General features: G+C 33.2%; 27 protein-coding genes. 10 read left to right on the top strand and 17 right to left on the bottom strand.

Annotated elements, in window-relative coordinates; translation table 11 throughout:
• Positions 1-90: 90 nt before the first annotated feature.
• The 7 genes from FJOH_RS25430 to FJOH_RS25405 all read right to left on the bottom strand — a co-directional run bounded on the left by FJOH_RS25430 (position 91) and on the right by FJOH_RS25405 (position 4756).
• A complete protein-coding gene (locus FJOH_RS25430) occupies positions 91-633 on the bottom strand; it encodes an IS1096 element passenger TnpR family protein (RefSeq protein ID WP_012026887.1) in 543 nt (180 codons plus the stop codon).
• Positions 634-826: 193 nt separating this feature from the next.
• Positions 827-1426, bottom strand: coding sequence for an HPP family protein (locus tag FJOH_RS25425; RefSeq protein ID WP_012026886.1), 600 nt, complete (start codon positions 1424-1426; stop codon positions 827-829).
• Positions 1427-1513: 87 nt separating this feature from the next.
• The gene (locus FJOH_RS25420; protein ID WP_012026885.1) at positions 1514-2794 is read right to left on the bottom strand and encodes a chloride channel protein; all 1281 of its coding nucleotides are present in this window, start codon (positions 2792-2794) and stop codon (positions 1514-1516) included.
• A 346-nt stretch (positions 2795-3140) separates the two neighbouring features.
• Entirely contained in the window at positions 3141-3530 is a 390-nt protein-coding gene (gene gloA2, locus FJOH_RS25415; RefSeq protein WP_012026884.1) for an SMU1112c/YaeR family gloxylase I-like metalloprotein, read from the bottom strand.
• The gene (locus FJOH_RS25410; RefSeq protein ID WP_012026883.1) at positions 3530-4105 is read right to left on the bottom strand and encodes a sugar O-acetyltransferase; all 576 of its coding nucleotides are present in this window, start codon (positions 4103-4105) and stop codon (positions 3530-3532) included. The genes gloA2 and FJOH_RS25410 overlap by 1 nt, the downstream gene beginning before the upstream one ends.
• Before the next feature lie 54 nt (positions 4106-4159).
• A complete protein-coding gene (locus FJOH_RS27380; RefSeq protein ID WP_262487882.1) occupies positions 4160-4285 on the bottom strand; it encodes a hypothetical protein in 126 nt (41 codons plus the stop codon).
• A gap of 12 nt (positions 4286-4297) precedes the next feature.
• The gene (locus FJOH_RS25405; RefSeq protein ID WP_012026882.1) at positions 4298-4756 is read right to left on the bottom strand and encodes a DinB family protein; all 459 of its coding nucleotides are present in this window, start codon (positions 4754-4756) and stop codon (positions 4298-4300) included.
• A gap of 139 nt (positions 4757-4895) precedes the next feature.
• Here FJOH_RS25405 and FJOH_RS25400 point away from each other — a divergent pair, with 139 nt between their 5' ends.
• The 9 genes from FJOH_RS25400 (at position 4896) to FJOH_RS25355 (ending at position 12023) form a co-directional block, all read left to right on the top strand.
• Entirely contained in the window at positions 4896-7055 is a 2160-nt protein-coding gene (locus tag FJOH_RS25400) for a TonB-dependent receptor (RefSeq protein WP_012026881.1), read from the top strand.
• Positions 7056-7463: 408 nt separating this feature from the next.
• The gene (locus FJOH_RS25390; protein ID WP_012026880.1) at positions 7464-7871 is read left to right on the top strand and encodes a DUF2141 domain-containing protein; all 408 of its coding nucleotides are present in this window, start codon (positions 7464-7466) and stop codon (positions 7869-7871) included.
• 45 nt (positions 7872-7916) lie between these two features.
• On the top strand, positions 7917-8537 hold the full coding sequence (locus FJOH_RS25385; RefSeq protein WP_012026879.1) for a hypothetical protein: 621 nt from the start codon (positions 7917-7919) through the stop codon (positions 8535-8537).
• An 18-nt stretch (positions 8538-8555) separates the two neighbouring features.
• A complete protein-coding gene (locus FJOH_RS25380; RefSeq protein WP_012026878.1) occupies positions 8556-9893 on the top strand; it encodes a 2TM domain-containing protein in 1338 nt (445 codons plus the stop codon).
• A 2-nt stretch (positions 9894-9895) separates the two neighbouring features.
• On the top strand, positions 9896-10213 hold the full coding sequence (locus tag FJOH_RS25375) for a 2TM domain-containing protein (RefSeq protein WP_012026877.1): 318 nt from the start codon (positions 9896-9898) through the stop codon (positions 10211-10213).
• Positions 10197-10526, top strand: a complete 330-nt coding sequence (locus FJOH_RS25370; RefSeq protein ID WP_012026876.1) for a 2TM domain-containing protein — start codon at positions 10197-10199, stop codon at positions 10524-10526. The genes FJOH_RS25375 and FJOH_RS25370 overlap by 17 nt, the downstream gene beginning before the upstream one ends.
• Positions 10517-10834, top strand: coding sequence for a 2TM domain-containing protein (locus FJOH_RS25365; RefSeq protein ID WP_044048154.1), 318 nt, complete (start codon positions 10517-10519; stop codon positions 10832-10834). The genes FJOH_RS25370 and FJOH_RS25365 overlap by 10 nt, the downstream gene beginning before the upstream one ends.
• The gene (locus FJOH_RS25360; protein ID WP_316251608.1) at positions 10825-11217 is read left to right on the top strand and encodes a 2TM domain-containing protein; all 393 of its coding nucleotides are present in this window, start codon (positions 10825-10827) and stop codon (positions 11215-11217) included. The genes FJOH_RS25365 and FJOH_RS25360 overlap by 10 nt, the downstream gene beginning before the upstream one ends.
• 38 nt (positions 11218-11255) lie before the next feature.
• Positions 11256-12023 (top strand): LytR/AlgR family response regulator transcription factor, encoded by a 768-nt coding sequence (locus FJOH_RS25355; protein ID WP_012026873.1) that lies wholly within the window; start codon positions 11256-11258, stop codon positions 12021-12023.
• A gap of 269 nt (positions 12024-12292) precedes the next feature.
• Here FJOH_RS25355 and FJOH_RS25350 read toward each other — a convergent pair whose 3' ends face one another.
• Together FJOH_RS25350 and FJOH_RS25345 are read right to left on the bottom strand one after the other, a co-directional pair.
• Positions 12293-13318: a COX15/CtaA family protein gene (locus FJOH_RS25350; RefSeq protein WP_012026872.1), complete on the bottom strand. Its 1026-nt coding sequence runs from the start codon at positions 13316-13318 to the stop codon at positions 12293-12295.
• A gap of 15 nt (positions 13319-13333) precedes the next feature.
• Positions 13334-14821 carry a CCA tRNA nucleotidyltransferase gene (locus FJOH_RS25345; RefSeq protein WP_012026871.1) on the bottom strand — a complete coding sequence of 496 codons (1488 nt, stop codon included), beginning with the start codon at positions 14819-14821 and terminating at the stop codon, positions 13334-13336.
• 348 nt (positions 14822-15169) lie between these two features.
• Here FJOH_RS25345 and yaaA point away from each other — a divergent pair, with 348 nt between their 5' ends.
• Positions 15170-15928, top strand: coding sequence for a peroxide stress protein YaaA (yaaA, locus tag FJOH_RS25340; protein ID WP_012026870.1), 759 nt, complete (start codon positions 15170-15172; stop codon positions 15926-15928).
• Between the two features lie 262 nt (positions 15929-16190).
• Here yaaA and FJOH_RS25335 read toward each other — a convergent pair whose 3' ends face one another.
• The 8 genes from FJOH_RS25335 to FJOH_RS25300 form a co-directional block, all read right to left on the bottom strand.
• The gene (locus FJOH_RS25335; protein WP_012026869.1) at positions 16191-17780 is read right to left on the bottom strand and encodes an MDR family MFS transporter; all 1590 of its coding nucleotides are present in this window, start codon (positions 17778-17780) and stop codon (positions 16191-16193) included.
• Between the two features lie 3 nt (positions 17781-17783).
• On the bottom strand, positions 17784-18863 hold the full coding sequence (locus tag FJOH_RS25330; protein ID WP_012026868.1) for an HlyD family secretion protein: 1080 nt from the start codon (positions 18861-18863) through the stop codon (positions 17784-17786).
• A 12-nt stretch (positions 18864-18875) separates the two neighbouring features.
• Entirely contained in the window at positions 18876-20195 is a 1320-nt protein-coding gene (locus tag FJOH_RS25325; RefSeq protein ID WP_012026867.1) for a TolC family protein, read from the bottom strand.
• Positions 20185-20814 carry a TetR/AcrR family transcriptional regulator gene (locus tag FJOH_RS25320; protein ID WP_012026866.1) on the bottom strand — a complete coding sequence of 210 codons (630 nt, stop codon included), beginning with the start codon at positions 20812-20814 and terminating at the stop codon, positions 20185-20187. Before FJOH_RS25320 ends, FJOH_RS25325 begins: the two co-directional genes overlap by 11 nt.
• 131 nt (positions 20815-20945) lie before the next feature.
• Positions 20946-22562, bottom strand: coding sequence for a M1 family metallopeptidase (locus FJOH_RS25315; RefSeq protein ID WP_044048151.1), 1617 nt, complete (start codon positions 22560-22562; stop codon positions 20946-20948).
• 103 nt (positions 22563-22665) lie between these two features.
• Positions 22666-23427, bottom strand: a complete 762-nt coding sequence (trpA, locus tag FJOH_RS25310; protein ID WP_012026864.1) for a tryptophan synthase subunit alpha — start codon at positions 23425-23427, stop codon at positions 22666-22668.
• A gap of 190 nt (positions 23428-23617) precedes the next feature.
• Positions 23618-24355 carry a carbon-nitrogen hydrolase family protein gene (locus FJOH_RS25305; RefSeq protein WP_012026863.1) on the bottom strand — a complete coding sequence of 246 codons (738 nt, stop codon included), beginning with the start codon at positions 24353-24355 and terminating at the stop codon, positions 23618-23620.
• Positions 24356-24361: 6 nt separating this feature from the next.
• On the bottom strand, positions 24362-24682 hold the full coding sequence (locus tag FJOH_RS25300) for a gamma-glutamylcyclotransferase family protein (RefSeq protein ID WP_012026862.1): 321 nt from the start codon (positions 24680-24682) through the stop codon (positions 24362-24364).
• Positions 24683-24700 lie beyond the last annotated feature (18 nt).

Below are 24700 nucleotides of genomic sequence, written 5' to 3'. Positions count from 1 at the left end.
AATAAAAATATTCTTACATTTTAAAATCAAAGATTTTAAAATAAAAACCTCTGAACCTTTGCCTCTTTGAACCTTTGTACCTAAGGAAAACTAATTCCAATTCTCCTCAAATCCATAATCCTCGAAACTGTCATCTCCTTCGAACATGTCTAGATCGTCTTCATCTAGGTCGTCTTCAAATTCTCCGTAGATATCGTTGTGCATATCATCAGCTTCAAAGTTTTTTTCAAGAGCTTCGTCTGGCATTTCACCATGAGAAAATAAAGTTTCCGGGTAAGTTGCTCCAACAGCTTCATCTTCAACAGCAGCTAATTCTACTAAGAAAGTCCACATGCTGATGAAATCGTAAACGTAGATAATCTTTGTATTTTGTTTATCTAAAATACTAGACAACGGATAATCGTTCATGGTTCTTATTTCGCCAGGAACATCTCCTGTATCAAAAAGAGGAATTTCATCTTCCTGATTCCAAGTTTCATCACAAGTATAGAATGAAGCCACTTCAGATCCGTCAAAACCAAAAGCGTTGAAGATTGCATTGTGTAAATCTTCAAGAGTATCGTCTTCAAGAATTGCAATGTCTCTAAAAATATCTTCTTCGGCGTCTAGAATTACTCTAAATTTATAAACCATAATCTTTGTTTTTATTGAGAGGTCAAAGGTAAAATATAAAAAACGAAATCCGAATTGTGAATTACGATTTGTTGAAAAGATTTTTTCATTTTTCTGATTAAGTCTGTCAACTGTCAGGCTGAATGGAGTCAAAGCCCTAATCCAACAAGAAAGCCCTTCGACTTCGCTCAGGGTGACATACGATAGCAGAAAATTATCTTCCCGTCAATCTTTTTCTAATTTTATGATAATGTTTGTGATAGGTGCTGTGGCTAGGATAGCTTCTGCTTGAAGTCATATTGTTAAAAACCAAGGCCGTTAAAAGTAAAATCATAACTCCTGTAAAAACAGGCGAAAGCACATACATATAACCTAAAGCTTTTACTTTTTCGGTACCAATAACAGCAATTAAAGCCGTTGCTCCTCCAGGTGGATGAAGTGTTTTGGTAATCTGCATTAGAATTATGGCGATTGAAACCGCCAGCGGTGCCGCGATATACATAATATCCGGAACCAATTTATTTACGGTTACGCCAACAAGAGCGGAGATAACATGTCCGCCAACTAAATTTCTTGGCTGAGAAAAAGGGCTCTGGATAATTCCGTAAACTAAAACACTTGAAGCTCCAAAAGAGCCAATTAAATAAACGGCATCGCTTCCGGAAAAATGCATCGATTGAACGTAAGCCAAAATTCCTATTCCAACGAAAGAACCTAAAAATGACCAAAAGTGTTCTTTATAATCAATTAAAGTTTCTTTGTAAAGGATGTAACGTGTTTTGCGATAGCTTCTTTTTATTTTTTCAGTTGGCATTATTGTGGTATTATATTTTACTCGTTATGCTTTTAAATATACTTTGCTGTATGTTTTTAATCTTCAGATTTTATGATTAGTTTGAAATTATTTAGTCAAGCTTGGAGCGTAACTGTATACTGTATACGGATAAATTGTTTTTGCAGTATATTTTGAAATTAAACAAACGGCAAGAATTGGTAAAAACAAAGTATAGTCGTTTGTTAAACCGCAAACCAAAAAGATTGCGGTAAAAGGTGCGTGAATGCTGGCGCTTAAAACGGCAGCCATTCCGAGAATCATAAAATTGACCGGAATTACATTTACATGAAAAAAGCTGTTTAAAACCGAAGCCAGTAATAATCCTAAAAAAGCTCCGATGAATAAACTAGGTGCAAAAACACCTCCGTCGCCTCCTGAAGCCAATGTAATGGATGTAACTATAGGTTTTAAAATTAATATTGCAATAAAAGTCAGTGCTAAAGTTATGGTTAAAGGAAGCTGAGATGAAGTTCCAAAAATTCCTTTGATAGCATGATATCCTTCTCCGTATAATTGAGGGAAAAAGAATAGCGAAATACTTAAAACAGCTGAACCAATAATGATTTTATAATAATGCGTATCGATTTTTCCGAATTGAGACTTGAAGAATAAAACACATTTAGTTAAATAAACCGAATTCATTCCCGCCAAAATTCCAAGAAGAATAAAATATGGAATTGCTTTTAACTGCCAGGATACAATTGAAACCGCAAATAAAGGTTCTTCTTTTAAAATGGTAAGTAAACCAAAAGCAATTGAAACAGCAATTAAATTAGAGATAACAAAAGCTCGTGTCACTTTTCGTGAAATTACTTCAAAAGCAAACAAAACTCCCGCAATTGGACTGCTGAAAAGTGCCGTAACTCCAGCTGCTACACCCGCACAAATTAATTCAGTTTTGTACTGGCGGAAAACATTTTCTTTTTCATGGGCAACAGAACCAATCGTTGCCGTTGCAACAACTGTTGAAACTTCAATTCCGGTTGAGCCTCCAAAAATAACCGTTAATAATCCGTTTATAAAGTGTGATGGAATTTTATAAGAAGGAAGATTTTTAGATTTTGAAGCTGTACTTTCAAAAACTTCTTTGATGCCTTTATTTTCTTTTTTCTTAAAAAGATATTGTCTCAGGAAGTAAATTATTGATAATCCAAAAACCGGAAAAATGATATAAAATACAGGATGAACCGATACTTCGTGAAAGAAGATTTCTTCGTAATATTCGGTTATTTTTTTAAGTGATATTCCGAGGAAAGCTGAAAGAAAGCCAATTAAAATAGAAACAATAACTAATTTTCGGAATTTGATAAATTGATGATTTTTTTTGATTTGCGCCGTTTTGTTCATCAGAAGTAAATTTGAATCCGCACTTTTTTTATGCGGATTACAAAATTAAGCATCAAATTCGGTTTTTTATAGGAAATCTTCAATTTAGTGTGTTAAAATCGATATAAACAGGAAAATTCTTTCCATTTAAGTTTAGCTTTAAAAGTACTAGACGCAAAGTTTTTTCTCATGTTTGTCATTTCGATGAAGGAGAAATCTTCGCAAGAAACTCTACCAATATTAGTGATTTTGCTTGAGGATTTACTCGTAAAGATTTCTCCTTCGAAATGACAAACTCTACTTACTTAATTATAGCGATAAATGAGAAAGCTTTGTCTCTTTGTCTCTCTGCACCTTTGAACCTTAACTATCTCTCATAAAACTCAATAGGCAGTAAATCAGGATCAGCAATAAAAGTGAAACGTTTGTTTGTAGTTTCATCAATTCTTATCGGTTCTGATTCAATGTTTTTTGAGGTTAAAAAAGCAACAGTTTCATTTAAATTAATTACTTCAAAAGCTAAATGACGTAATCCAACGGCTTCTGGACGTGAAGGACGTTTTGGAGGATCAGGAAAAGAGAATAATTCTATAACGTAAGAGCCGTTTAAAGCCAAATCTAATTTATAAGACTGGCGTTCTTCACGATAGATTTCGCGGATAATCGTTAAGCCTAAAATCTGAGTATAGAAATGTTTCGATTTTTCGTAATCAGAACATAAAATGGCAATATGGTGAACTTTATTAAGGGTAAGCATTATTTTTTTGTTTCAGATTCCTGATTTAGTTTTCGAATTACTTTTGCGGGATTTCCAACTGCCAGCGAATTGTCTGGAATATCTTTGGTAACTACAGATCCGGCTCCAATAACACAGCCTTTACCAATTGTAACTCCGGGACATATAACAGAATTGCCGCCAATCCAGCAGTCATCACCAATTGTAACCGGATAAGCATTTTCCAGTGATTTTCTTAATTCAGCGTCAAGCGGATGCGAAGCCGTGTAAATTTGAACATTGGGCGCGATAAACACATTTGATCCAATATTTACAGGAGCGCAGTCTAAAACCACACAGTTGACATTAAAATATACATTTTCTCCGCAAAAAATATTATAACCATAATCACAATGAAAAGGGGGTTCGATGTAAAAACCAGCTCCGGTATTCGGAATCAGTTCTTTTAGAATTTCTTTTGCTTTTTTGGTAACTCTGTATTCTTTTACGTTTAGACTGTGAAGGAGATTTTTAGCGTTTCGGCGTCCTTTTACCAATTCAGGATCAAAGGCGTTATAATATTCGCCAGAGATCATTTTTTCTTTTTCAGTTTTCATATTGTGTATTACATTTTCGTCTTGGCGATCTTATCCTGTATTTTTGTGATTTCCTTACATTCCGTATTCATCTGCATTTAAGGATTTTGCCAGATTATCATCGTATTTTGTTTCGGTTTCCTGAGCAAATCCTGCAGAACTTAGTCCAAAAAGAAAGAAAATTAAAAGTGACTTTTTCATTATTATGAATTTTTAAAGCAGTTTCTTTAAAATAACAATCTGTCCTAAATGATACACATCATGCTGAATAATTCCATGCAGATGTTCATAATAACTGTGACCGTTATTAACGTATATTTTTGCCAGATCGGCATCATCAAAATCTTCAAAAAATGCATTCCATGATTCTTGTGATTTTGCTAAGGTTTGAAGAGACTGTTCCCAAGCAGCTTCAGAGGGATCTAAAACGGGAACAAAATAATTATGATCCGGAGTTTTAGTTACTTCGCCCTGCATTCGCTCTAAAATGTTTCTTCTCCACTGTATCAAATGATTCACAATTTCCCAAATCGTATTAAGATTAGGGTTTATTTTTTTGTATGCTTGTTCTGCCGTGACATTTTTTAAAGTATTGTCCAGGTTCACTTCCAGCCAAGGATTTCCATTGTAAATGGACTGATATAAATTTGAAATTCTGGTGCTTTCTGACATAAATGGTAATTTTTTAGAATTCCTAGCTAAGATACAAATTAGTCATTTACAACTCATCCTTAAAAATCTACAATTGGGTTATTATATATTTTTTAACAGGAAATGTTAAAATACATTTGCCTCATCAAAAACCAATATCATGAAAACCAGAATTACTTTTATTTTATTATTAATTAGCACTTTTACTTTTGCTCAAAATATTATTTCAGGTAAAGTAGTAGATCAAAAAGGAAAACCGGTTGCCGGTGCAAATATTTATTTAGACGGAACTTACGACGGAGCTACAAGTTCTGAAACAGGAGAGTTTTCTTTTGAAACTACAGAAACGGGTAACAAATTTTTAGTAGTAAGCTTTTTACTTTTCGAAACTTTCAAACAGGAAATTGATGTTGCCAATTATAAAGATCAAACGGTTAAATTAAGAGAAAACATAAATGCTCTGGATGCAGTTGTTATTACAGCCGGAACTTTAGAATCTGGAGACAAAGCAAGAGTTTCGGTTTTAAAACCGCTGGATATTGTTACAACTGCCGGTTCTGCTGGAAATATAGTGGCCGCTTTACAGACTTTACCAGGAACACAAAGTGTTGGTGAAGACGGACGTTTATTTGTACGTGGTGGTGAAGCGAGCGAAACGCAGACTTTTGTTGACGGAATTCGTGTAGCACAGCCTTATGGAGCAACAACAAACAATTTACCAACCAGAAGCCGTTTTTCTCCTTTTTTATTCAGCGGAATAGCATTTTCTACTGGGGGGTATTCGGCAGAATATGGTGAAGCTTTGTCAAGTGTTTTACTTTTAAATACGCAGGATGAGGCAGATCATGAAAAAACAGATATTGGATTAATGACTGTTGGTTTGAGTTTAGGAAATACTCAAAAATTCAAAAAAAGTTCTTTGAGTGTAAATATGGCTTATATCAATCTGGCGCCATATCAGGCAGTAATTCCTCAAAATGTAAAATGGAACAGCCCTTATCAGTCACTTGGCGGTGAAACGGTTTACAGATACAATTTTACAAACGGAATTTTCAAACTGTATGCCTCTTTTGATTCTGAAAGATTCGATTTGAACCAGAAAAATGTGAATTTCGAAAACCCAATCAGAACAGATTTAAACAACAATAACTTTTACTTAAACTCATCTTATAAAGGAACTTTTGGAACAGGCTGGCAGTTAACATCTGGAATAAGCTACGGTTACAGCAAAAACAAAATCAAATACGATATTAATGATGTTGACAGCAATGAAAATGCAGCTCAGTTAAAATTGAAATTGCAGAAAAAAATCTCAAATCATTTTAAACTGTCTTTTGGTACAGATTATTTCATTACAAAATTCAATGAAAATTTTAATGATAACGTTTCTATTGATGTTTCAAATGGTTACGATTCTAACATTTTTGCCGCTTATACAGAAGCAGATATTTTATTCTCTAAAAATCTGGCAATGAAAGTAGGTTTTAGATATTCTAATAATAGTTTACTAAACGAAAATAATATTGCACCAAGAGCTTCATTAGCTTATAAAGTGTCAAAAACCAGCCAGTTTTCATTTGCTTACGGAGATTTTTCGCAGACACCAGTTGTAGACTACATTAAGTATTCAAAATACCATCAGTTTGAAAGTGAAAAAGCGAGACACTATATTTTAAATTATCAGTTTACTCAGCCGGGACAAACTTTTAGAGCAGAGGCTTATTATAAAGATTACAGCAATTTAGTTCAATACGATACAAGAGATATTCAGTACAATTCAGTTTTCAATAATAACGGTTCAGGTTACGCAAAAGGATTAGATATTTTTTGGAGAGACAGTAATTTGTACAAAAATTTAGAATATTGGATTTCATATTCATACATCGATTCAGAAAGACAATACAAGAATTTTCCAACTATGGCAACCCCAAGTTTTGTAGCCAATCATAATTTATCTGTTGTAACAAAATATTTTATTACAGACTGGAAATCACAAATCGGATTCACAAATAGTTTCAGCACAGGACGTCCGTACAACGATCCAAACCAGACACAATTTATGAACGGAAAAACAAAATCATACAATAACTTGAGTTTTAACTGGGCGTATTTATTAACCACACAAAAAATCCTTTATTTCTCAGTTTCGAATGTTTTAGGAACTCAAAATGTTTTTGGATACGATTATGCAAAAGTACCAGACGCCAGCGGTGTTTATCAAAGACAAGCTGTTGTTCCAACTGCTGACAGATTCTTCTTTATTGGTTTCTTCTGGACCATCAGCCAGAATAAAAATGAGAATCAGTTGAAGAATCTTTAAAAAAGGGACAAAGAGGCAAAGGTTCAAAGGGACATAGTCTTTGAGAATAAATAAAGAAAAACCTCTGAACCTTTGTGCCTTTGAACCTCTGTCTCTCAAAAAGAAACAATTCAGTAACCAAAATCAACAACTCAGCAGCATTTAATTTTAAAAGACTAAAAACCAGTATACTTTTGAAGTGTTAATTAAAAAGGAACAAAGAAACAAAGTGACAAAGATTCAAAGTTTTTTGAACATTAGTAATGAGAAAAACGAACCTCTGAACCTTTGCAACTCTGAACCTTTAAACCTTAAAAAAAGAGTTTTAATCATCAACAAAAAAAACTTAGAACAAAAAAAACTTAGAACAAAAAAAACTTAGAACCTTAGCAGCTCAGAATCTTAGAACCTTAAAAAAAAATAGAAATCATGACCAAAATTATTACAATAACCATTTTATTTATCTGCAGCTTAATGTCTGCTCAAAATGTAAAATTAACTGTTGCTGTTTCGGGTTTAAAAAACAATACAGGAATTGTTAAAGTAGGATTATATAATTCAGAAGGGACGTTTCTTAAAACAACTTACAAAAGCCTTAATTCTGAAATTGTAAATAATAAAGCAGTTGTAACTTTTGATAATCTTCCTGCTGGAGAATATGCCATCTCGACTTATCATGATGAAAACATCAACGGAAAACTTGACAGAAATGCAATGGGAATTCCATCTGAAGAATATGCAGCTTCAAACAATGCAAAAGGATTTATGGGGCCGCCTTCGTATAAAGATGCTAAATTTGATGTCAGTAAAGATTCAAAAATCGAAATTCAATTCTAGATATATAACTAATCCATATAAACAAACCATTAAATAACTTATAAAATGAAAAAAATCATCACTTTAATCGCATTATTTGTAGTAGTAATAAGTTCAGCTCAAACACAGTTTGAACAAGGAATGACCAAAGCTTTCGGACTTTGGAAAGAGGGAAAAAATGCAGAAGCTTCGGCATTATTTGAAAGAATTGCTGCTGCAGAAAAAAACAGTTATTTGCCAAATTATTATATTGCCCTAATCAATACAACAGCTGTTTTTACTGAAAAAGACAAAACTAAAATTGATCTGCTGTTAACAAAAGCACAGGATGCATTAGATGTAGAGTTTATTAAAGATCAAAACAATGCAGAATTGTATGTATTGCAGGCTTTAATTTATACAGGATATGTTGTAGCTGACCCAATGACAAACGGAATGAAATATTCTGGTAAAGTGATGGAAGCTTATGCAAAAGCAAAAGCGATCGATCCTAATAATCCAAGAGCGGTTTTTGGAGAGGCAGATTATCAGTTAGGAGGAGCAAAATGGACAGGTGTTGATACAAAACCATTATGTGCGCAGGTTGATAAATCTATTGAACTTTTTGCTACTTTTAAACCAGCTACTCCTTTTTCTCCAAAATGGGGATTAGACAGAGCTTTAGAAATCCAAAAAACTTGTAAATAATTTAATTCAAAAGAAATAATGACTTTAAAACCAAATCTACTTAAGGCGTTGTTAGTAGGCGGAATCGTTTTTCTATTCTCCTTCCTGATTCGTTTTGCTTCATTTGGAACAGCAATTTTCAACAATAACCTGTACATATTTTTCTTGTACTGTATGCTTTACAGTGTTGTGTTGTATATTGTAAATGCTTCTCTATTTGTGTATTTAGATAAGGTTTTTAAAGACAGCAGATTTTCTAATAAAAGAATTTTTATAGGTTTTGTAAGTTCATTTGTTGTTTCGATTTTCGTTGTTTTTCTCCTTCGGGTTTTTACAAATGTAGTAATTGAAAGACGATCTATTTTAAGTTTTCTGGCTAATGAAGAAGCTTCTACATATATAGAAAATGCGGTTATCGCTTTTATTATTCTGTTAGGATTTCATGCCTTACATTTTTACAAGGCATACCAGGAAAATAAAGTTATACAGCAAAAGATTATTGCGGGAACGGCAAATGCTAAATTCGAAAGTTTAAAAAATCAAATCGACCCGCATTTTCTTTTTAACAGCTTAAATGTTCTAAGCTCTTTGATTGAAGAAAACCCGGACAATGCGCAGCGGTTTACAACATCTTTATCTAAAATTTACAGATATGTTCTGGAACAGAAAGATAAAGAACTGGTATCTGTAGAAGATGAATTGTCGTTTGCAAAAACATATATGAATCTGCTTAAAATGCGTTTCGAAAACAGTTTGTTTTATGAACTTCCAACAGAAAACATAAATCCTGATGCTAAAGTAGTGCCGTTGTCCTTACAGCTTTTGCTTGAGAATACAGTGAAACACAATGTAGTGAGTGAACAAAAACCATTACATATTCGAATTTTTGTTGATAAAGATTATTTGGTTATACAAAATGATCTTCAGAAAAAAGAAGTTTTGCAGGATAGACAAGGTGTTGGACTGCAGAATATTGTAAATCGTTACGGAATTATAACCGATAGGAAAGTGATGATTCAGCAGGATGAAAAAAACTTCTCCGTCAAAATTCCAATTTTAACTAAACAAATAACCGTCATGGATGTAAGTGCAGAATATAACGACGAAGCAAAAGCTTATTACAGAGCTAAAAAAAGAGTCGAAGAATTAAAAGGATTTTATGGAAATGTGATTTCATACTGTTGCGTAATTCCGTTTTTAGTGTTTATTAATTTAAGATTTTCACCGGGATTTCAATGGTTTTGGTTTTCAGCTTTAGGCTGGGGATTTGGAGTAGCCATGCATGCTTTTAAAGTTTTTGGTTACAGTTCTGACTGGGAAGAAAGAAAGATTAGAGAAATTCTGGAAAAAGAAAACAATCAAAAAAACTGGAAATAATTATGGGACCTAATTATACAGAAGCAGAACGTTATTATCAGGCTCAAAAGAGAGTCAAGAAAATAAGAGAATTCTATGAGCATTTAACAGTATATGTTTTAGTTAACCCAATTGTAATAGTGGTAAATTATATGACTTCGCCGGGATATTTGTGGTATATATGGTCTTTGATGGGGTGGGGAATAGCAATAATTTTACACGGACTGCAGGTTTTTAGTTACCCGCCTTTCTTCAATAAAAAATGGGAAGAAAGAAAAATTAGAGAAATTCTGGAAAAAGAAAATCAAAAATTTGAAAATAAAGATGGAAACAGATTTTAATACAAATAATGAACAAAAAGAACTTCAGGATTTAGCAGTAAAAAAAGTTCATAAGCTAAAGTCATTTTACAAACATACATTTCTATATATCATTGGTCTGACTTTATTTTTATTGAAAGAATATTCACAACTGCCTTTAAATTTCTTTCCAATTCAGTTTTTAAATCCTGTAGTAGTTATTATCTGGTCGGCAGTTTATATAGGTTCTGCAATTGACGTCTTTGTTTCTTTTAAGATTTTTGGAAAAGAATGGGAAGAACGCAAATTAAAAAGTCTATTAGAAAAGAAAAATAAAACACAAAAATGGGAGTAATTATGGAAATGAATTTTAATGAAGAAGATAAATACTTTTTAGCCAAAAAGAAAGTCGAAAGAATTAAAGGATTTTATGGAAATCTAGTTGCTTATGTACTGGTAAATGCAATTTTGATTTTTATTAATTTATATACTTCACCAAAATATTTATGGTTTTTCTGGCCCTTGATGTGGTGGGGAATTGGAGTTGTTTTTCATGGATTAAAAGTTTTTGAAGTTTTTCCAGTTCTTGGAAAAGACTGGGAAGAAAGAAAAATTAAAGAATTCATGGAAAAAGAAAAAGAGAATAAAAATAAGTGGACATAATTAAAGATAAAGACATGGGACGTTTTAGAAGAAGAATGTATGAACAATACGGACAGGAGTTCAGCTCAGATGAAAGTTATAATAATGCTTACAGAAAAGTAAAAAGACTTAGAGGATTTTATTCGCATTTAAGAGTTTATATATTTGTAAATATTATTGTTATTATTGCCAATTTAAATAAAGAACTTTTTACCGAAGGAATTCACTCAAGCGGTTTAACGGATTGGCAGACTTACTCTACGGCATTTTTCTGGGGAATTGGTCTAGCTGCACACGGATTATCAGTTTTTGGGCGTGATATTTTCTTCAGTTCAGACTGGGAGCAGAAAAAAATCCAAAAATACATGGAAAAAGAAGCTGCAAATACCAATAAATGGGAGTAATTTTGATTTAATTTTTTTTCAAATTTTACAATATATAAATGGTCACATTAATTATAGAAGACGAAAAACCCGCAGCGAGACTGCTGCAAAGAAAACTTGAAAAGTTAGATGTTACAGTAGAAACGATGCTTCATTCAGTTGAAGAATCGGTAGAGTGGTTTTCAAAGAACCAGCATCCGGATTTGATTTTTTTGGATATTCAGCTGTCAGATGGTTTGTCGTTTGAAATTTTTGAGAAAATAGATATCAAAAGCGCAATTATATTTACAACAGCATACGATGAGTATGCTTTAAAAGCTTTTAAATTAAACAGTATTGATTATCTTTTAAAACCAATTGATGAAGATGATCTCGAAGCTGCAGTTACAAAATTTAAATCAAGAATTCCTAAAGCTCCTGCTGAAAATTCAAACATGCAGTTAGATTTTGAGCAGATTCGCCAGATGTTGTCAAATCCGTTTGAGAAAACATATAAAAAGCGTTTTACAGTTAAAATTGGGCAGCATTTAAAAGTAATAAACACAGAAGAAATCGAATGTTTTTTTAGTGAAAACAAAGGAACATACATTCATACTTTTGAAAACCGTGATTATTTAATCGATTCTACTTTAGAAATTCTGGAGCAGGAACTAGACAAAAAGGATTTCTTTCGCGTAAGCAGAAAATTTATTGTTCCATTAAAAGCAATTAAAGAAATTCAGGTTTACACCAATTCCCGTTTAAAAGTTATTCTGCCGAGTTATAAAGATGATGAGGTAATCGTGAGCCGTGAGAAAGTGCAAGATTTTAAAGCTTGGCTGGGATAAAATCCAAACAAAAAATAGAAATTCAGCAGATTTTAATTCATTTTATCGATAATAGCCCCAACGGAGTGAAATATTTATAGAATTACAATAAGCAAATGAAAAAAAGCTCTGGAGGAGCAGCATATATTAAGAATGTAGAAAAAATATACCGCTCCTCCGGAGCTTTATGTTGTAAACATTTATCCTTTGCTATAAATATTTCGCTTCTCTGAAGCTTACAAAAAAAGCTGTCCTTTTGAGACAGCTTTTTTGTTATAATATATTTCGATTTATTTGCTTAATCGGTGTAAAGTATACGTCATGGCACTCAAAAGGAAAAATGCCATAATCTGGTGAATTAATCCTAAAGCCAAAGGAACGCTGTATAATAATGTAAATACGCCAAGTAAGAATTGAATAAAAACAAAAACAACTAAAGTATTGATTCCATTTGACTGCGTTCTTGTAAGCGTATATTTTTTGCTTTTAAAGAAAAGAAAAAGAATAACAGCAACAACTGCATAAGCAAAAGTTCTGTGCACAAACTGAACACCGCTTTTTCCTTCAATTAAATTTTTAATCAAGCTCGACTGCTCAATAAAAACCGATTCGTGAATAAACTCGCCATCGCTCATTAAAGGCCAGTGATTGTGAATTAATCCGGCATTTAGTCCAGCGACAAATCCGCCGTAAATAATCTGAATTAATAAAGCAGCTAAAGCATAACGGGCAATATTTCTTAAAGGTAAAATCTTGTTGATATTTCTTTCAGGATAAATTAAATCAAGTGCAACCCAAAGTGTATAAGCAAAAGTTATAAATGCGAAGGTCAAGTGCAGAGAAAGTCTAAAGTGGCTTACATCTGGATTATCGATTAATCCGCTGCGAACCATAAACCATCCTAAAAATCCTTGGAACGCTCCCATTGCCAAAAGAACAATACATTTTTTAATAGTTGAAGTATCTAATTTCTTTTTTGCTAAAAAGTAAACAAAAGGAACAAAGAAAACCAATCCAATAATACGGCCGATGAAACGGTGAAACCATTCCCAGAAATAAATAAATTTATAATCTGAAAGCTGAAAATCGTTGTGAATATTGATTTTTTGGTACTCAGGAAACTTTTTATATTCATCAAATGCAGCCTGCCATTTTGCATCTGTTAGAGGAGGGAAGGTGTCGGTTACTAAATGCCAGTCGGTCATAGATAAACCTGAATTGGTTAAACGGGTAATTCCTCCCACAACAACCATTAAAAACAATAAAACACAGCCTGATAGTAACCAAATGATTACTGATTTATTCTCTTTTTTCATTTTATTAAATACTACTTATTTCTCAACTTTTTTTAAGCCTAATTTCGCTGCTCTTTTAATCACAAAATCATAAGCAGCTTGATATTCATTTGGAATATCACCTTCTAAAATTGCTTCCTTCACTGCTTCTTTCAAAATTCCGATTTCTCGTGAAGGTTTTAAATCGAATATTTCCATAATTTCTTCGCCGGAAATAGGCGGCTGAAAATTACGTACATGATCGCGTTCTTCGACTTCTACAATTTTCTTGCGGACGATTTCGAAATTTTTATGATATTTCTTGAATTTTGACGGATTTTTGGTTGTGATATCTGCTTCACACAAAGTCATTAGGTTTTCTACATCTTCACCAGCATCAAAAACCAAACGGCGAACTGCACTGTCGGTCACAATATCCTGCGCCAAAACAATGGGACGTGAACTCATGATAACCATTTTTTGAACGAATTTCATTTTATGGTTCAAAGGCATGTGCAAACGTTCGAAAATTTTCTTCGCCATTTTTCCGCCCAAAAATTCATGTCCGTGAAAAGTCCATCCTTGTTTTTTTGTAAAACGTTTCGTTGGTGCTTTTCCAATATCATGCAGTAATGCCGACCAGCGAAGCCAAACGTCGTCTGTGTTCGGACAGATGTTGTCAACAACTTCAAGTGTATGATAAAAATTGTTTTTATGCGTATGGCCTTCAATTTCTTCTACCTGATTCAACGCCGTTAATTCAGGTAATATTAAATCTAAAAGTCCAGTTTTGTATAAAAGTAAAAATCCGGATGAAGGTTTTGGTGTAGAAAGAATTTTGTTTAATTCATCAACTATTCTTTCACCGGAAATTATTTTGATGCGATCAGCATTTTTTGTGATGGCATTCAATGAATTTTCTTCAATTTCAAAATTCAACTGCGTTGCAAAACGAATGGCGCGAAGCATTCGCAAAGGATCATCAGAATACGTAATATCTGGATCCAAAGGCGTTTTGATTGTTTTATTTTCTAAATCGGTTAAACCGTCAAACGGATCCAGAAGATCTCCGAAATTAGTTGAATTTAAAGATAAAGCCAATGCATTGATCGTAAAATCACGACGATTTTGATCGTCTTGTAAAGTTCCGTTTTCGACAATCGGATTTCGGCTGTCTCGGGTATAAGATTCTTTTCGGGCACCGACAAACTCGATATCAGTATCTTCAAAACGTAACATCGCTGTTCCATAAGTTTTAAAAACCTGAACTTTTGGTTTGTTAGGAAGTAAATCTGAAACTTTAAGAGCTAATTCGATGCCGCTTCCAACTGCAACAACATCAATGTCTTTTTTAGAACCTCGATTTAAAAGCAAATCACGAACAAAACCTCCTATCACATAAGAGTCAACTTTTAATTCCTGAGAAGCTTTCGAAATAACATCGAAGATTTTGTTTTGTAAAGCAGTTTTATAATTTGTTTGTATCGCCACGAATTCAGTTTTTGAATAAAAAGCATTTCTAATTTCAGTAGAAATAAAATGCATGCAAATTTACAACATAGAAAATGCCTATTATAATCTATCGCTCACTTTTTTGAACAATTTCACATTTTGCAGCGTCGATTTTTATAAATTGGGAAAGGTTAGCCACGAATTACACGAATTTCCACGAATTATTTTTTTTTGCTACAGATTACAGGATTAAAAAGATTAAAAAAATCTGTAGAAATCTTTCTAATCTGTGGCAAAAAATATAACAATTTGCTCAAAAGATTAATTTGTGGAAATTTGTGTAATTCGTGGCTGAAAAAATAGAACTATAAAACAAATCAATTACAAACGATAATTTTTAAAATTTCAATTTGTATTTTTGAGTCATACAAAAATGCACAAATGAAAATCGTTATATCGCCAGCGAAATCACTGAATTTCGAAAAAGAATTACCAACATCTCAATATACTGAACCTTCATTTTTAAAAGAAGCGAGAGTGGTTCATAAAGTTGTAAAAACAAAAAAGCCATCTGAATTATCAGAATTAATGTCTATCTCAGACAAATTAGCCGATTTAAACTGGAAACGTAACCAGGATTGGAAAACTCCGTTTACTCCAGAAAATGCACGTCCGGCAGTTTATACTTTTGACGGCGATGTTTATACAGGTTTAGATGCTTATTCGATTCCGTTAGAAAAATTAGATGCTTTACAAGATAAATTAAGAATCTTATCGGGACTTTATGGTCTTTTAAAACCGCTTGATTTAATGCAGGCGTATCGTTTAGAAATGGGGACTAAAATGCCAGTTGGTGAGTCTAAAAACTTACATGAGTTTTGGAAACCCACTGTCACTAAAGCTTTAAATAAAGAATTGAAAAAAGATGAATTATTCGTGAACTTAGCGAGTAATGAATATTTTTCTGCTGTTGACGTAAAAGCGTTGAAAGTTCCTGTTATCACTCCTGATTTTAAAGATTACAAAGACGGGAAATTAAAAATGATTAGTTTCTTTGCCAAAAAGGCGAGAGGGATGATGGTGCGTTATATCATTGATACAAATGCAGAAACTATTGACGACTTAAAAGGTTTTAATTACGAAGGTTATAAGTTTGATGCAAATCTTTCTAAAGGGAATCACTTGGTTTTTACAAGATAGATTTTTGAGGGACAAAGATTCAAAGTGGCAAAGTGACAAAGGTTTTTTTGCTAGAGAGCCGAAGGATCGGGGCATATTGTAGGCAGGGATTTTAATCCCTGCAGAGATGAAATAAAAAAGATACTAAGTTTTTACCGCAAGACATAAAGGTTTACGCAAAGTTTATAAACTGAATACTGCCACTGCACACTGCGACTATAAAAAAATAAACGCCGAATTCTAAATGATGAATTCGGCGTTTCTGCGTATTATAAAATTATTATTAATGCATTGCGTCGGCTGCACTAATTTTGTTTTTCCCTTTTTTGATAAAGAGAATAATCGGTATGCAACATAAAAACATGATTCCCAGATAAAGGAAAATATCCATATAAGCCATTACAGTACTTTGTTTCATTACAGAATACTCTATAGCCTGATATGCTTTTTTCAAAGCAACATCTGCGCTATATCCTTTTGCCATGAACGCGTGCTGCATTCCTGCAATTCGCTGTTGCACTTCAAATTTCGCCGGATCTAAATTATTAATTAAATCTACTCTGTGTGACTGACTGAAACGAGTGATGAAAGTGGTAATAATCGCAATACCAAATGATCCGCCTAACTGACGCATCATTCCTGTAAATGCTGCTCCTTCACCAATTTGTTTTCCTTTTAAAGTTGAAAGAGAAAGTGTTGTAATAGGAACGAAAAGTAATCCTAGACCAATTCCTCTCAAAATTAAAGGCCAGTACATATGTTCAACTCCAGTATCAGGCGTCATTCGGCTGTACATCATGAAAGTAAAGAAGAAGAAAATTAAAAATCCTACTCCAACCATATATCCTTGCGGTACACCTTTCTGAATCATATTTCCAACAAAAGGCATCATAATTGCCGTTGTAATAGATCCCGGAATTAATAATAAACCTGCATCAGTTGCAGTCCATCCTAAAATTGACTGCGTGTAAATTGGAATAATCAATGTTGATCCGTATAAACCGAAACCAAGAATAAAACACATTACGGTTCCAATTCTTAAGTTTCCGTCTTTTAAAACACTTAAGTTTACGATTGGATGTTTATAAGTAAGCTCTCTCCAGATAAATAAAACCAATCCAAGAACGGTAACAACACTTAAGGTTACGATTAATGAATCGTTAAACCAGTCGTCTTGCTGCCCGTGTTCTAATACGAATTGTAAAGAACCAATAAAGGTACTCAACAGAATAATTCCCCACCAGTCAACCTGATTGGCTTTTAATTTTTCTCCATATTTCGGACTTCTAACAAATGTTAAAGCCAAAATAGTGGCAATAATTCCCAACGGAATATTGATGTAAAATATATAAGGCCAAGAGTAATTATCTACTAAATATCCTCCCAAAGGCGGACCTAAAGTTGGACCTACAATTACACCCATTCCGTAAATAGCCTGTGCCATTCCACGTTTTGCTACGGGATAACTTTCTGTAATAATCGTTTGGGCTGTTACCAGTAATGCTCCACCGCCCATACCTTGTACGAATCGGAAAGCTACAAGTTCCCAAATATTTGTGGCATTACCACACAAAAAAGAACAGACCGTAAATATTATAATGGAGGCCACAAAATAATTACGTCTTCCAAATTGCTGTGATAGCCAGCTCGTCATCGGAATTACAATAACATTCGCAATTGCGTATGCTGTAATAACCCATGCCACATCAGTCAAGGTAGCACCAAGACTTCCGCGCATGTCTGTCAGCGCTACGTTTACAATCGTAGTATCTACAATTTCCAACAGTGCACAAAGCACTGCTGTAATCGTAATGATAACACGTCTGAAACCGTATTCTACTAAATCGTCGTCTGCTTGTACTGCTCCTGCCATGTTTTATTTTAAATGTACATCAACGTCAACGTTCATTCCTGGTCTTAAAAGTTTTACTTTTTCAGGATCGTTAGATTCGTCTATAGTAATTTTTACTGGTAATCTCTGAATTGTTTTTACGAAGTTTCCTGTTGCATTATCAGGAGGTAACAATGAAAAACGAGATCCTGTTGCAGGAGAGAAAGAAGATACAGTTCCTTTAAACTCATAGTTTGGATAAGCATCAACTTTTAAACCTACTTTTTGTCCCACAACCATTTTGTTTAATTGTGTTTCTTTAAAGTTAGCTACAACCCAGGCTTCATTATTATTAATGATATAGAATAATGATTGTCCTGGCTGCACCAATTGTCCCGGCTGAATATCTACTTTAGAAACCTGACCGTCAATAGCAGCTGTAACTACTGTATAAGAAAGGTTTAAGTGAGCAACATCAAGCATTGTTTTTGCTTTTTTGATGTTTGCTGCTGCAACTTCTGTCTGCTTATCAGAAACTTTAGATTTTGACTGAATAACTGATTTTTGGTAAGAGCTTGCTCTTTGCTGCTGTTCTAAAACACGTACTTGATTTTCAGCTTCATCTTTTGCAGCCTGAGCCTGCTCGAATTGCTGTTTTGTAATTGTATGAGTTTTGTATAAATTGTTATAACGGTTAAAATCGTTTGTAAGCTGTCTTAATCTGATTTTTGCACTTTCGATAGAACCAGATGCAGATCTCATTTGAGCGTCAGATACTGAAATGCTTGCATTTGCACTTCCAATATCAGCTTTTGCTGCTTCAAATTGACCTTCAGCTCCTAATAATGCAGCATTTGCTTCATCGATTTTTAATTGATAATCTCTCTTATCGATAGTAAATAAAGTATCTCCTTTTTTTACATAGTCATTATCTTTCACATACACTTTACTAATATATCCTGAAACTCTCGGGATAATTGGGTTCATTTTTTTCTCAATCTGAGCATCATCTGTTTCTTCGTGAGCTTGTGAATGTAAATATTTAGAGATTCCATAAGTTCCGCCTCCTAAAATCAGAACTGCAAGTATGATGATGAATTTTTTATTTGTCTTTTTCTTTTCCATGAGAGCTATCGATTATATTTTAGAAAGATTGAATGATTGTGATAATTGTCCTGATACTGAAAGTAATTCGTAATATTTTTGAATAATTGTTGCTTTTGCTACAGCTGTATTAATTTTTGCACTTAATTGTTCAACATCAGCTTCAACCAAATCATTGGTGTCAGCAAGACCATTGTCGAATTTATCTTTTACAAGTCTGTAATTTTCTGCAGCTTGTTGAAATGCTTCTTCATAAACAACACTTTGATTGATCGCTAAGTCGTAATCTTCAATAGATTTTTGAACTTCAACTTTTATACGATCCGTCATAATTGCTTCTGTGTTTTTTACTTCAAGAGCTTTGCTTTCAGCTTCTTTTACATGAGAGCTGTTTTTAAGGATACCAGATAAATCATAAGATAAACCTAAACCAAAATTCATAGCATATTTTACAGTAATAATGTCTTTAAGATCTAAAGCTGTATAGCCTCCAAGTAACGAAAGTGTTGGATAATAGCCCGCTTTTGCAATTTTAACATTGGCTTCAGAAGCTCTTTGCTGTAAACGAATAGCCTCTAAATCTTTTCTGTTTTCAAGTGCCAAAGCATCAGATGTTGGTGCATTGGTTGTTTTTAAATTAAAGAAATCATCTTCATTAACCTGAATTTTTACAGATGGCTCTAATTTAAGTAATGTCGTTAGATAAAAGTTAATGTTATTGATATTATTATTAGCTTCATCAATTGATAATTGTGTTTTTGAAACCAATAATTGGGCTTTCAATAAATCATTTCTCGGAATAATTCCGTTTTTCTCTAATTCAATAAAATCGGTAACACGCTGTTTTGCACTTTTTTGGTTTTCATTTAAAACGTCTAAAGTTTTTTGTGCTTTGTATAAAGCTGTATAGTAGGTAATTACTTTTAAAGCAACATCCTCTTTTGTTTTTGCTGCGTTAACGCTTTCAGCTTCGTATAAACTTTCGTATGCGTCGATACTGCTTTGGATTTTAAATCCGGCAAAAATAGGAAGGCTTAAATTTGCCATTCCCAGCATCGCGCGATCTGGAGATGCCAAAGAAGCACCTTCACCCTGACCTGGCATATCAATCGAAGCTTTTGTAAGACGCTGATATTGTCCGGAAATTTTTAAATCAGGATATTGGTTATTCTTAACCGATTGTAATTCGTATTTTTTCGAGTTTACCTTAGTGTTGGCAAGCGTAACTTCGTTACTTTTTTCCCAGGCCATTTTTACGGCTTCATCTAAAGTTAAACTTGTTTTTTCTTGTGCTTCTATTGAAGAAATTCCGATAAAGAAAACTCCAAAGAGCATTAATTGACTAATTTTCATAAACAAGTAGCGCTTTTATAGTTTGTTGAATGTGCTTTTTTAGATCGTTGTTAATGTAATTGTTAAACATTTCTTCTGTTTTTAACCCCAATAATTCTTCAAAGAATGAACGGTTCATATGAAAGTGAAAAAAGGTTCCGATAATGGTTGGTGTAATAAGTTGGATATTAACATCTTTTCTAAAAACTCCCTGATCCTGACCCTGCTTGATAATGCTTTCAACTGACTTTAAGTTTCCTTTTTTAAGTTCAGTAAATGCCTGCAGGCTTTTTTCTCTCTTTTTGTTGTAAAGTTCAAAATGTAAAACCCTGTAAATCCCTTTGTTAAGGCAGATTCTGTTAACGTAAATTTCGATTAATTTATTGACTTTATCAAGAGGTTCAATGTTTTCTTGTAGTAAGTTTTCGAGTTGTAATTTTAAATCAACAGTTTTGTAAAGAATTAAAGCTTCCAGAAGTCTTTCTTTTGAACCAAAATAATACGAAACCATAGCAATGTTAATTTTTGCCTCTTTTGAAATGTCCCGTATAGATGTCCCCTCAAATCCCTTCTCAGAAAACAGCTTTTCTGCAACGTTAAGTATTTGAATTTTTTTCTCGTTTAATTCGATCTGTGACATGGTATTGTTTCTAATCGGATGCAAAATTAAACAGTTGTTTAATTTAAACGCTTGTTTAATTTTATTTTAACATAATATTAACATAAAACGGTGTAGTAGTTTTATGTCTTTAAGAGTAGTTTTTCCTTTGATTAGTCGACCTTTAGAAGTGTAATGTAAAAGTTAATGTCTATTTTTAATTCTGCTGCAGTATCTTGATTTTCAGATTTTAATGACTGCCATGAAACAGTAGGACGTAACCAGTTATCTTTTGTCAGGTTTGTTTTAACTGGCATAGCAAAGTCTTGATTACAATTTGCATAACGATAATTAAGAACTCCATTTTTAAATTGATATTCTAAAACAGGAACTTTATTTGTTCTCAAATATTGATCAAACAAGTACTGAAAATTGATACCGGATTTAGTGCTTATGTAAGTTTCAATTTCCTGTGTTGTAACAACTTTATTATGAAAATCCCGATTTAAACCACGCAATATATTTCGGAATTTTTCATCATCATTTATAATAGAAGCAATCATGTGCATGACTGCCCAGCCTTTTACATAATTATCACTGCTTCCATCCTCGTTTATTCCGTATCGGCCAATAACAGGTTTATCATTTTCTATCGTTCTGAATCGGCCATTCATAAATTCATTTCCAGCTTGTTTACCGCATAAATCAGCTATTACGAGTTCTTCGCCTAAACCGGCAAATCCTTCCTGAATCCATCTGTCGGCAATATCGCCTGCTGTAATATTATTACCGAACCATTCGTGAGCTATTTCATGAACGATAATTTTATCTGTTTTTTTGCCCCATCCTGTATTCGAAATATCGCCGCCTTTTTTGTTTGTTCCTTTTTTATACGAACTGCCGTACGCAACAGCGCTTTGATGTTCCATACCTATGTAAGGTGCATCAACCATTTTAAAACCGTCTTCATAAAAAGGGTAGGGGCCGTACCAGTGTTCTAGAGATTTCAGAGTAATATTTACCTCAGGAATCATATGTTTTTCTGCCTTTTCTTTATTGTAATCAAGAACCCAATAATTCATGCTTAAAGGACCTTTTTCGCCCTTAAAAGTATCTTGAAGATTTACATAATTTCCAATATAAAAAGTAATTCCGTAATGGTTAATAGGGTTTTTTACTTCCCATTTATAAGTCGAAGTATTATCAGCGTTTTTAATTTTGCTTTTTAATCTTCCATTTCCAATTGCTGTTAAACTATCTACCACAATAATATTAATACTTGCTCCTTTATCAGGTTCATCGTATAAAGCATTTTTGCAAGGATACCATAAACTGGCTCCTTTGTATTGGCAGGCAGCAGAAATCCACGGACGATTTAAAGAATCTTTTGCCCAGATTAAACCTCCGTCCCATGGCGGTTTGATAGATTCTGTAGGTTTTCCAGAATAATAAATAGTGATTTTGTTTTTTTTAGAAAGAAGATTTTTGGGAAGTTTTATATACCAGATATTTTCATTCTGTGTATAATTTATCTTTTTCCCTTTTTGAAAAACACTGTCGATTTTAAGCGGAGCAACAAGATCAACCTGCATTAAATCAGAATGTTTTTTCTGAATCACATTGTATTCGATTATGTTTTTTCCTGAAATCGTTTTGGTATTGTAATCAGGTTTTATGGTAAGATCGTAATGTTGGATATCCCACCAAATTCGTTCTGGAGTAATTGAACCATTTAATGTATCTTGTTTTGTAGGTATATGCAACGAAGAATTTTCCTGTGCATATACCATACAAAATATAAAATTTAAGAAAAATAGAAAGACTATTTTTTTAATGGAATATTGGAACATAACACGGCTGCTAAAATTGAAATACCGTGTAATTTACATTTAATTATCGAATCTCTCCAACAAACTCTTGAATTTTCCCACTGCCGCTTTCGCTTAAATGTTTGATAAAAGCACTTCCAATAATAGCTCCTTTTGCATATTTAGTGGCTTGGTTAAAAGTTTCTTTATTTGAAATTCCAAAACCAACAATTTGAGGATTTTTTAAATTTAGATTTGAAATTCTTTCAAAATAGGTTTCCTGAACATTTCCAAAACCACTTTGTGATCCTGTAACACTTGCAGAACTTACCATATAAATAAATCCGTTTGAAACGCTGTCTATAAAACGAATACGTTCATCTGAAGTTTGAGGTGTAATTAGGAATACATTAATTAAACCGTATTTTTCGAAAATTGCTTTGTATTCATCTGCATAAACATCAACCGGAAGATCTGGGATAATTAGACCATCAATACCAATTTCAGCACATTTTTTGCAGAAAGCTTCAACTCCGTATTGTAACATCGGGTTGAAATATCCCATAATGATTAATGGAATTTTTACGCTTTCGCGGATGTTTTGCAGCTGATCAAAAAGAATTTGAGTTGTCATTCCGTTATGAAGTGCCTGTGTAGAACTCGCCTGAATAGTTGGTCCGTCTGCCAAAGGATCACTGAAAGGAAGTCCGATTTCGATTAAATCAACTCCGTTTTTTTCTAAATCCTGAATAATCTGCACGGTATCATTTAAATTTGGATATCCCGCAGAAAAATAGATCGAAAGGATCTTTTTATCTTCTTGTAATTTTTGAGTTATTCTGTTCATTTTGATATGTTTTTCTACTGCAAGGCTTTCAAAACCTTGTAGGTATATTAAGTTTATTTGAAAAATATTTCACGCAGATTTAAATTGATTTAAGCTGATTCGCGCAGATTTTTTTTAATGAAGATCTAATAAAATCTGCTAAATCTGCGTGAAAAAACCTTTGTAATCTATCCAATTCTGATATAATTTTTTAAAATTTTAAAACCTTACTTGTCCAATTATCATTTTGTTTTTCAACCAATAATAATCCAGAGTCAGAATCATTCATTTGCCCGATCAATTCTCCTTTATTATTCCAGAAAGCACTTTGTCCAGCCGATGGAGAACCCCATGATTCACCGCTGAAATTCGACATCAAAACATTCATTTTATGTTTTTCAGCATAATGTTTTAAATCTCTGTAAGCATTCGGGATTCCGTTTGGAGAAAAGAAAATACTGGCAATATAAATGTCGACATTATTTTTTTCTGCATTTTCAGGATGCTTCGGATTGTCAATATCAGCACAAATTGCAAATGAAATATTTTGATCTTCAATTGTAATCATCGGATTATTGTCAAACGAAGACTGGAAAAATTCATCTTCGCCTTCATGTAAAAACTGTTTCGTGTAAATAGAAACCGAATCGTTGGGAGAAATAATAAATTCACCAATAAATAATTGATTTTCAATTAAGATTGGAGCGCCGGCAATAATGATAATATTATTGTCCGTCGCTAAATCTTTCAGGTGATCTATTCTGTAATCATCTTCGGCGAAAGCCAGTTCCAAAGCATTTTCTCTTTCATATCCTGTAATTGACATTTCAGGAAAAGCGATTAATTGTGCTCCATTTTGAGCCGCCAATTCAATGAGTTTGTAATGGTCTAATAAATTTGAAGCAATATTGCCTCGTTTAGGTTTGGTCTGTGCTGCCGCTAGAATCATTTTTAATTATTTGTTTTCTGTGTAAACCCAGGCAATTCTTCCTGACTTTAATTTTACTTGAACTCTTTTGTATGAGTTAGACTCGAATTGATCTACTTTTAACATTTCTTGACTAGAAACTTCAAAAACAACACCATGTATAATGTCTTCCAGATTTTCGCTTGGTACTGCAACAACATAATCTGCCATTCCAAATTCTTCTTCTATTTGTAAACTCTTAAGTTTAAAACCCAGTATTTGGTCTGGTGTTCCGCTTAAAACTTTATTAAAAATCTGCATTTGAATTTGTTTTGATCTTAAAGTTCCGTATGAAAATAATAGTTCCATAATTATGATTTTTCTTGT

Source organism: Flavobacterium johnsoniae UW101, assembly GCF_000016645.1.
GTDB lineage: Bacteria > Bacteroidota > Bacteroidia > Flavobacteriales > Flavobacteriaceae > Flavobacterium > Flavobacterium johnsoniae.
This window is presented reverse-complemented; position numbering and strand designations above follow the sequence as displayed.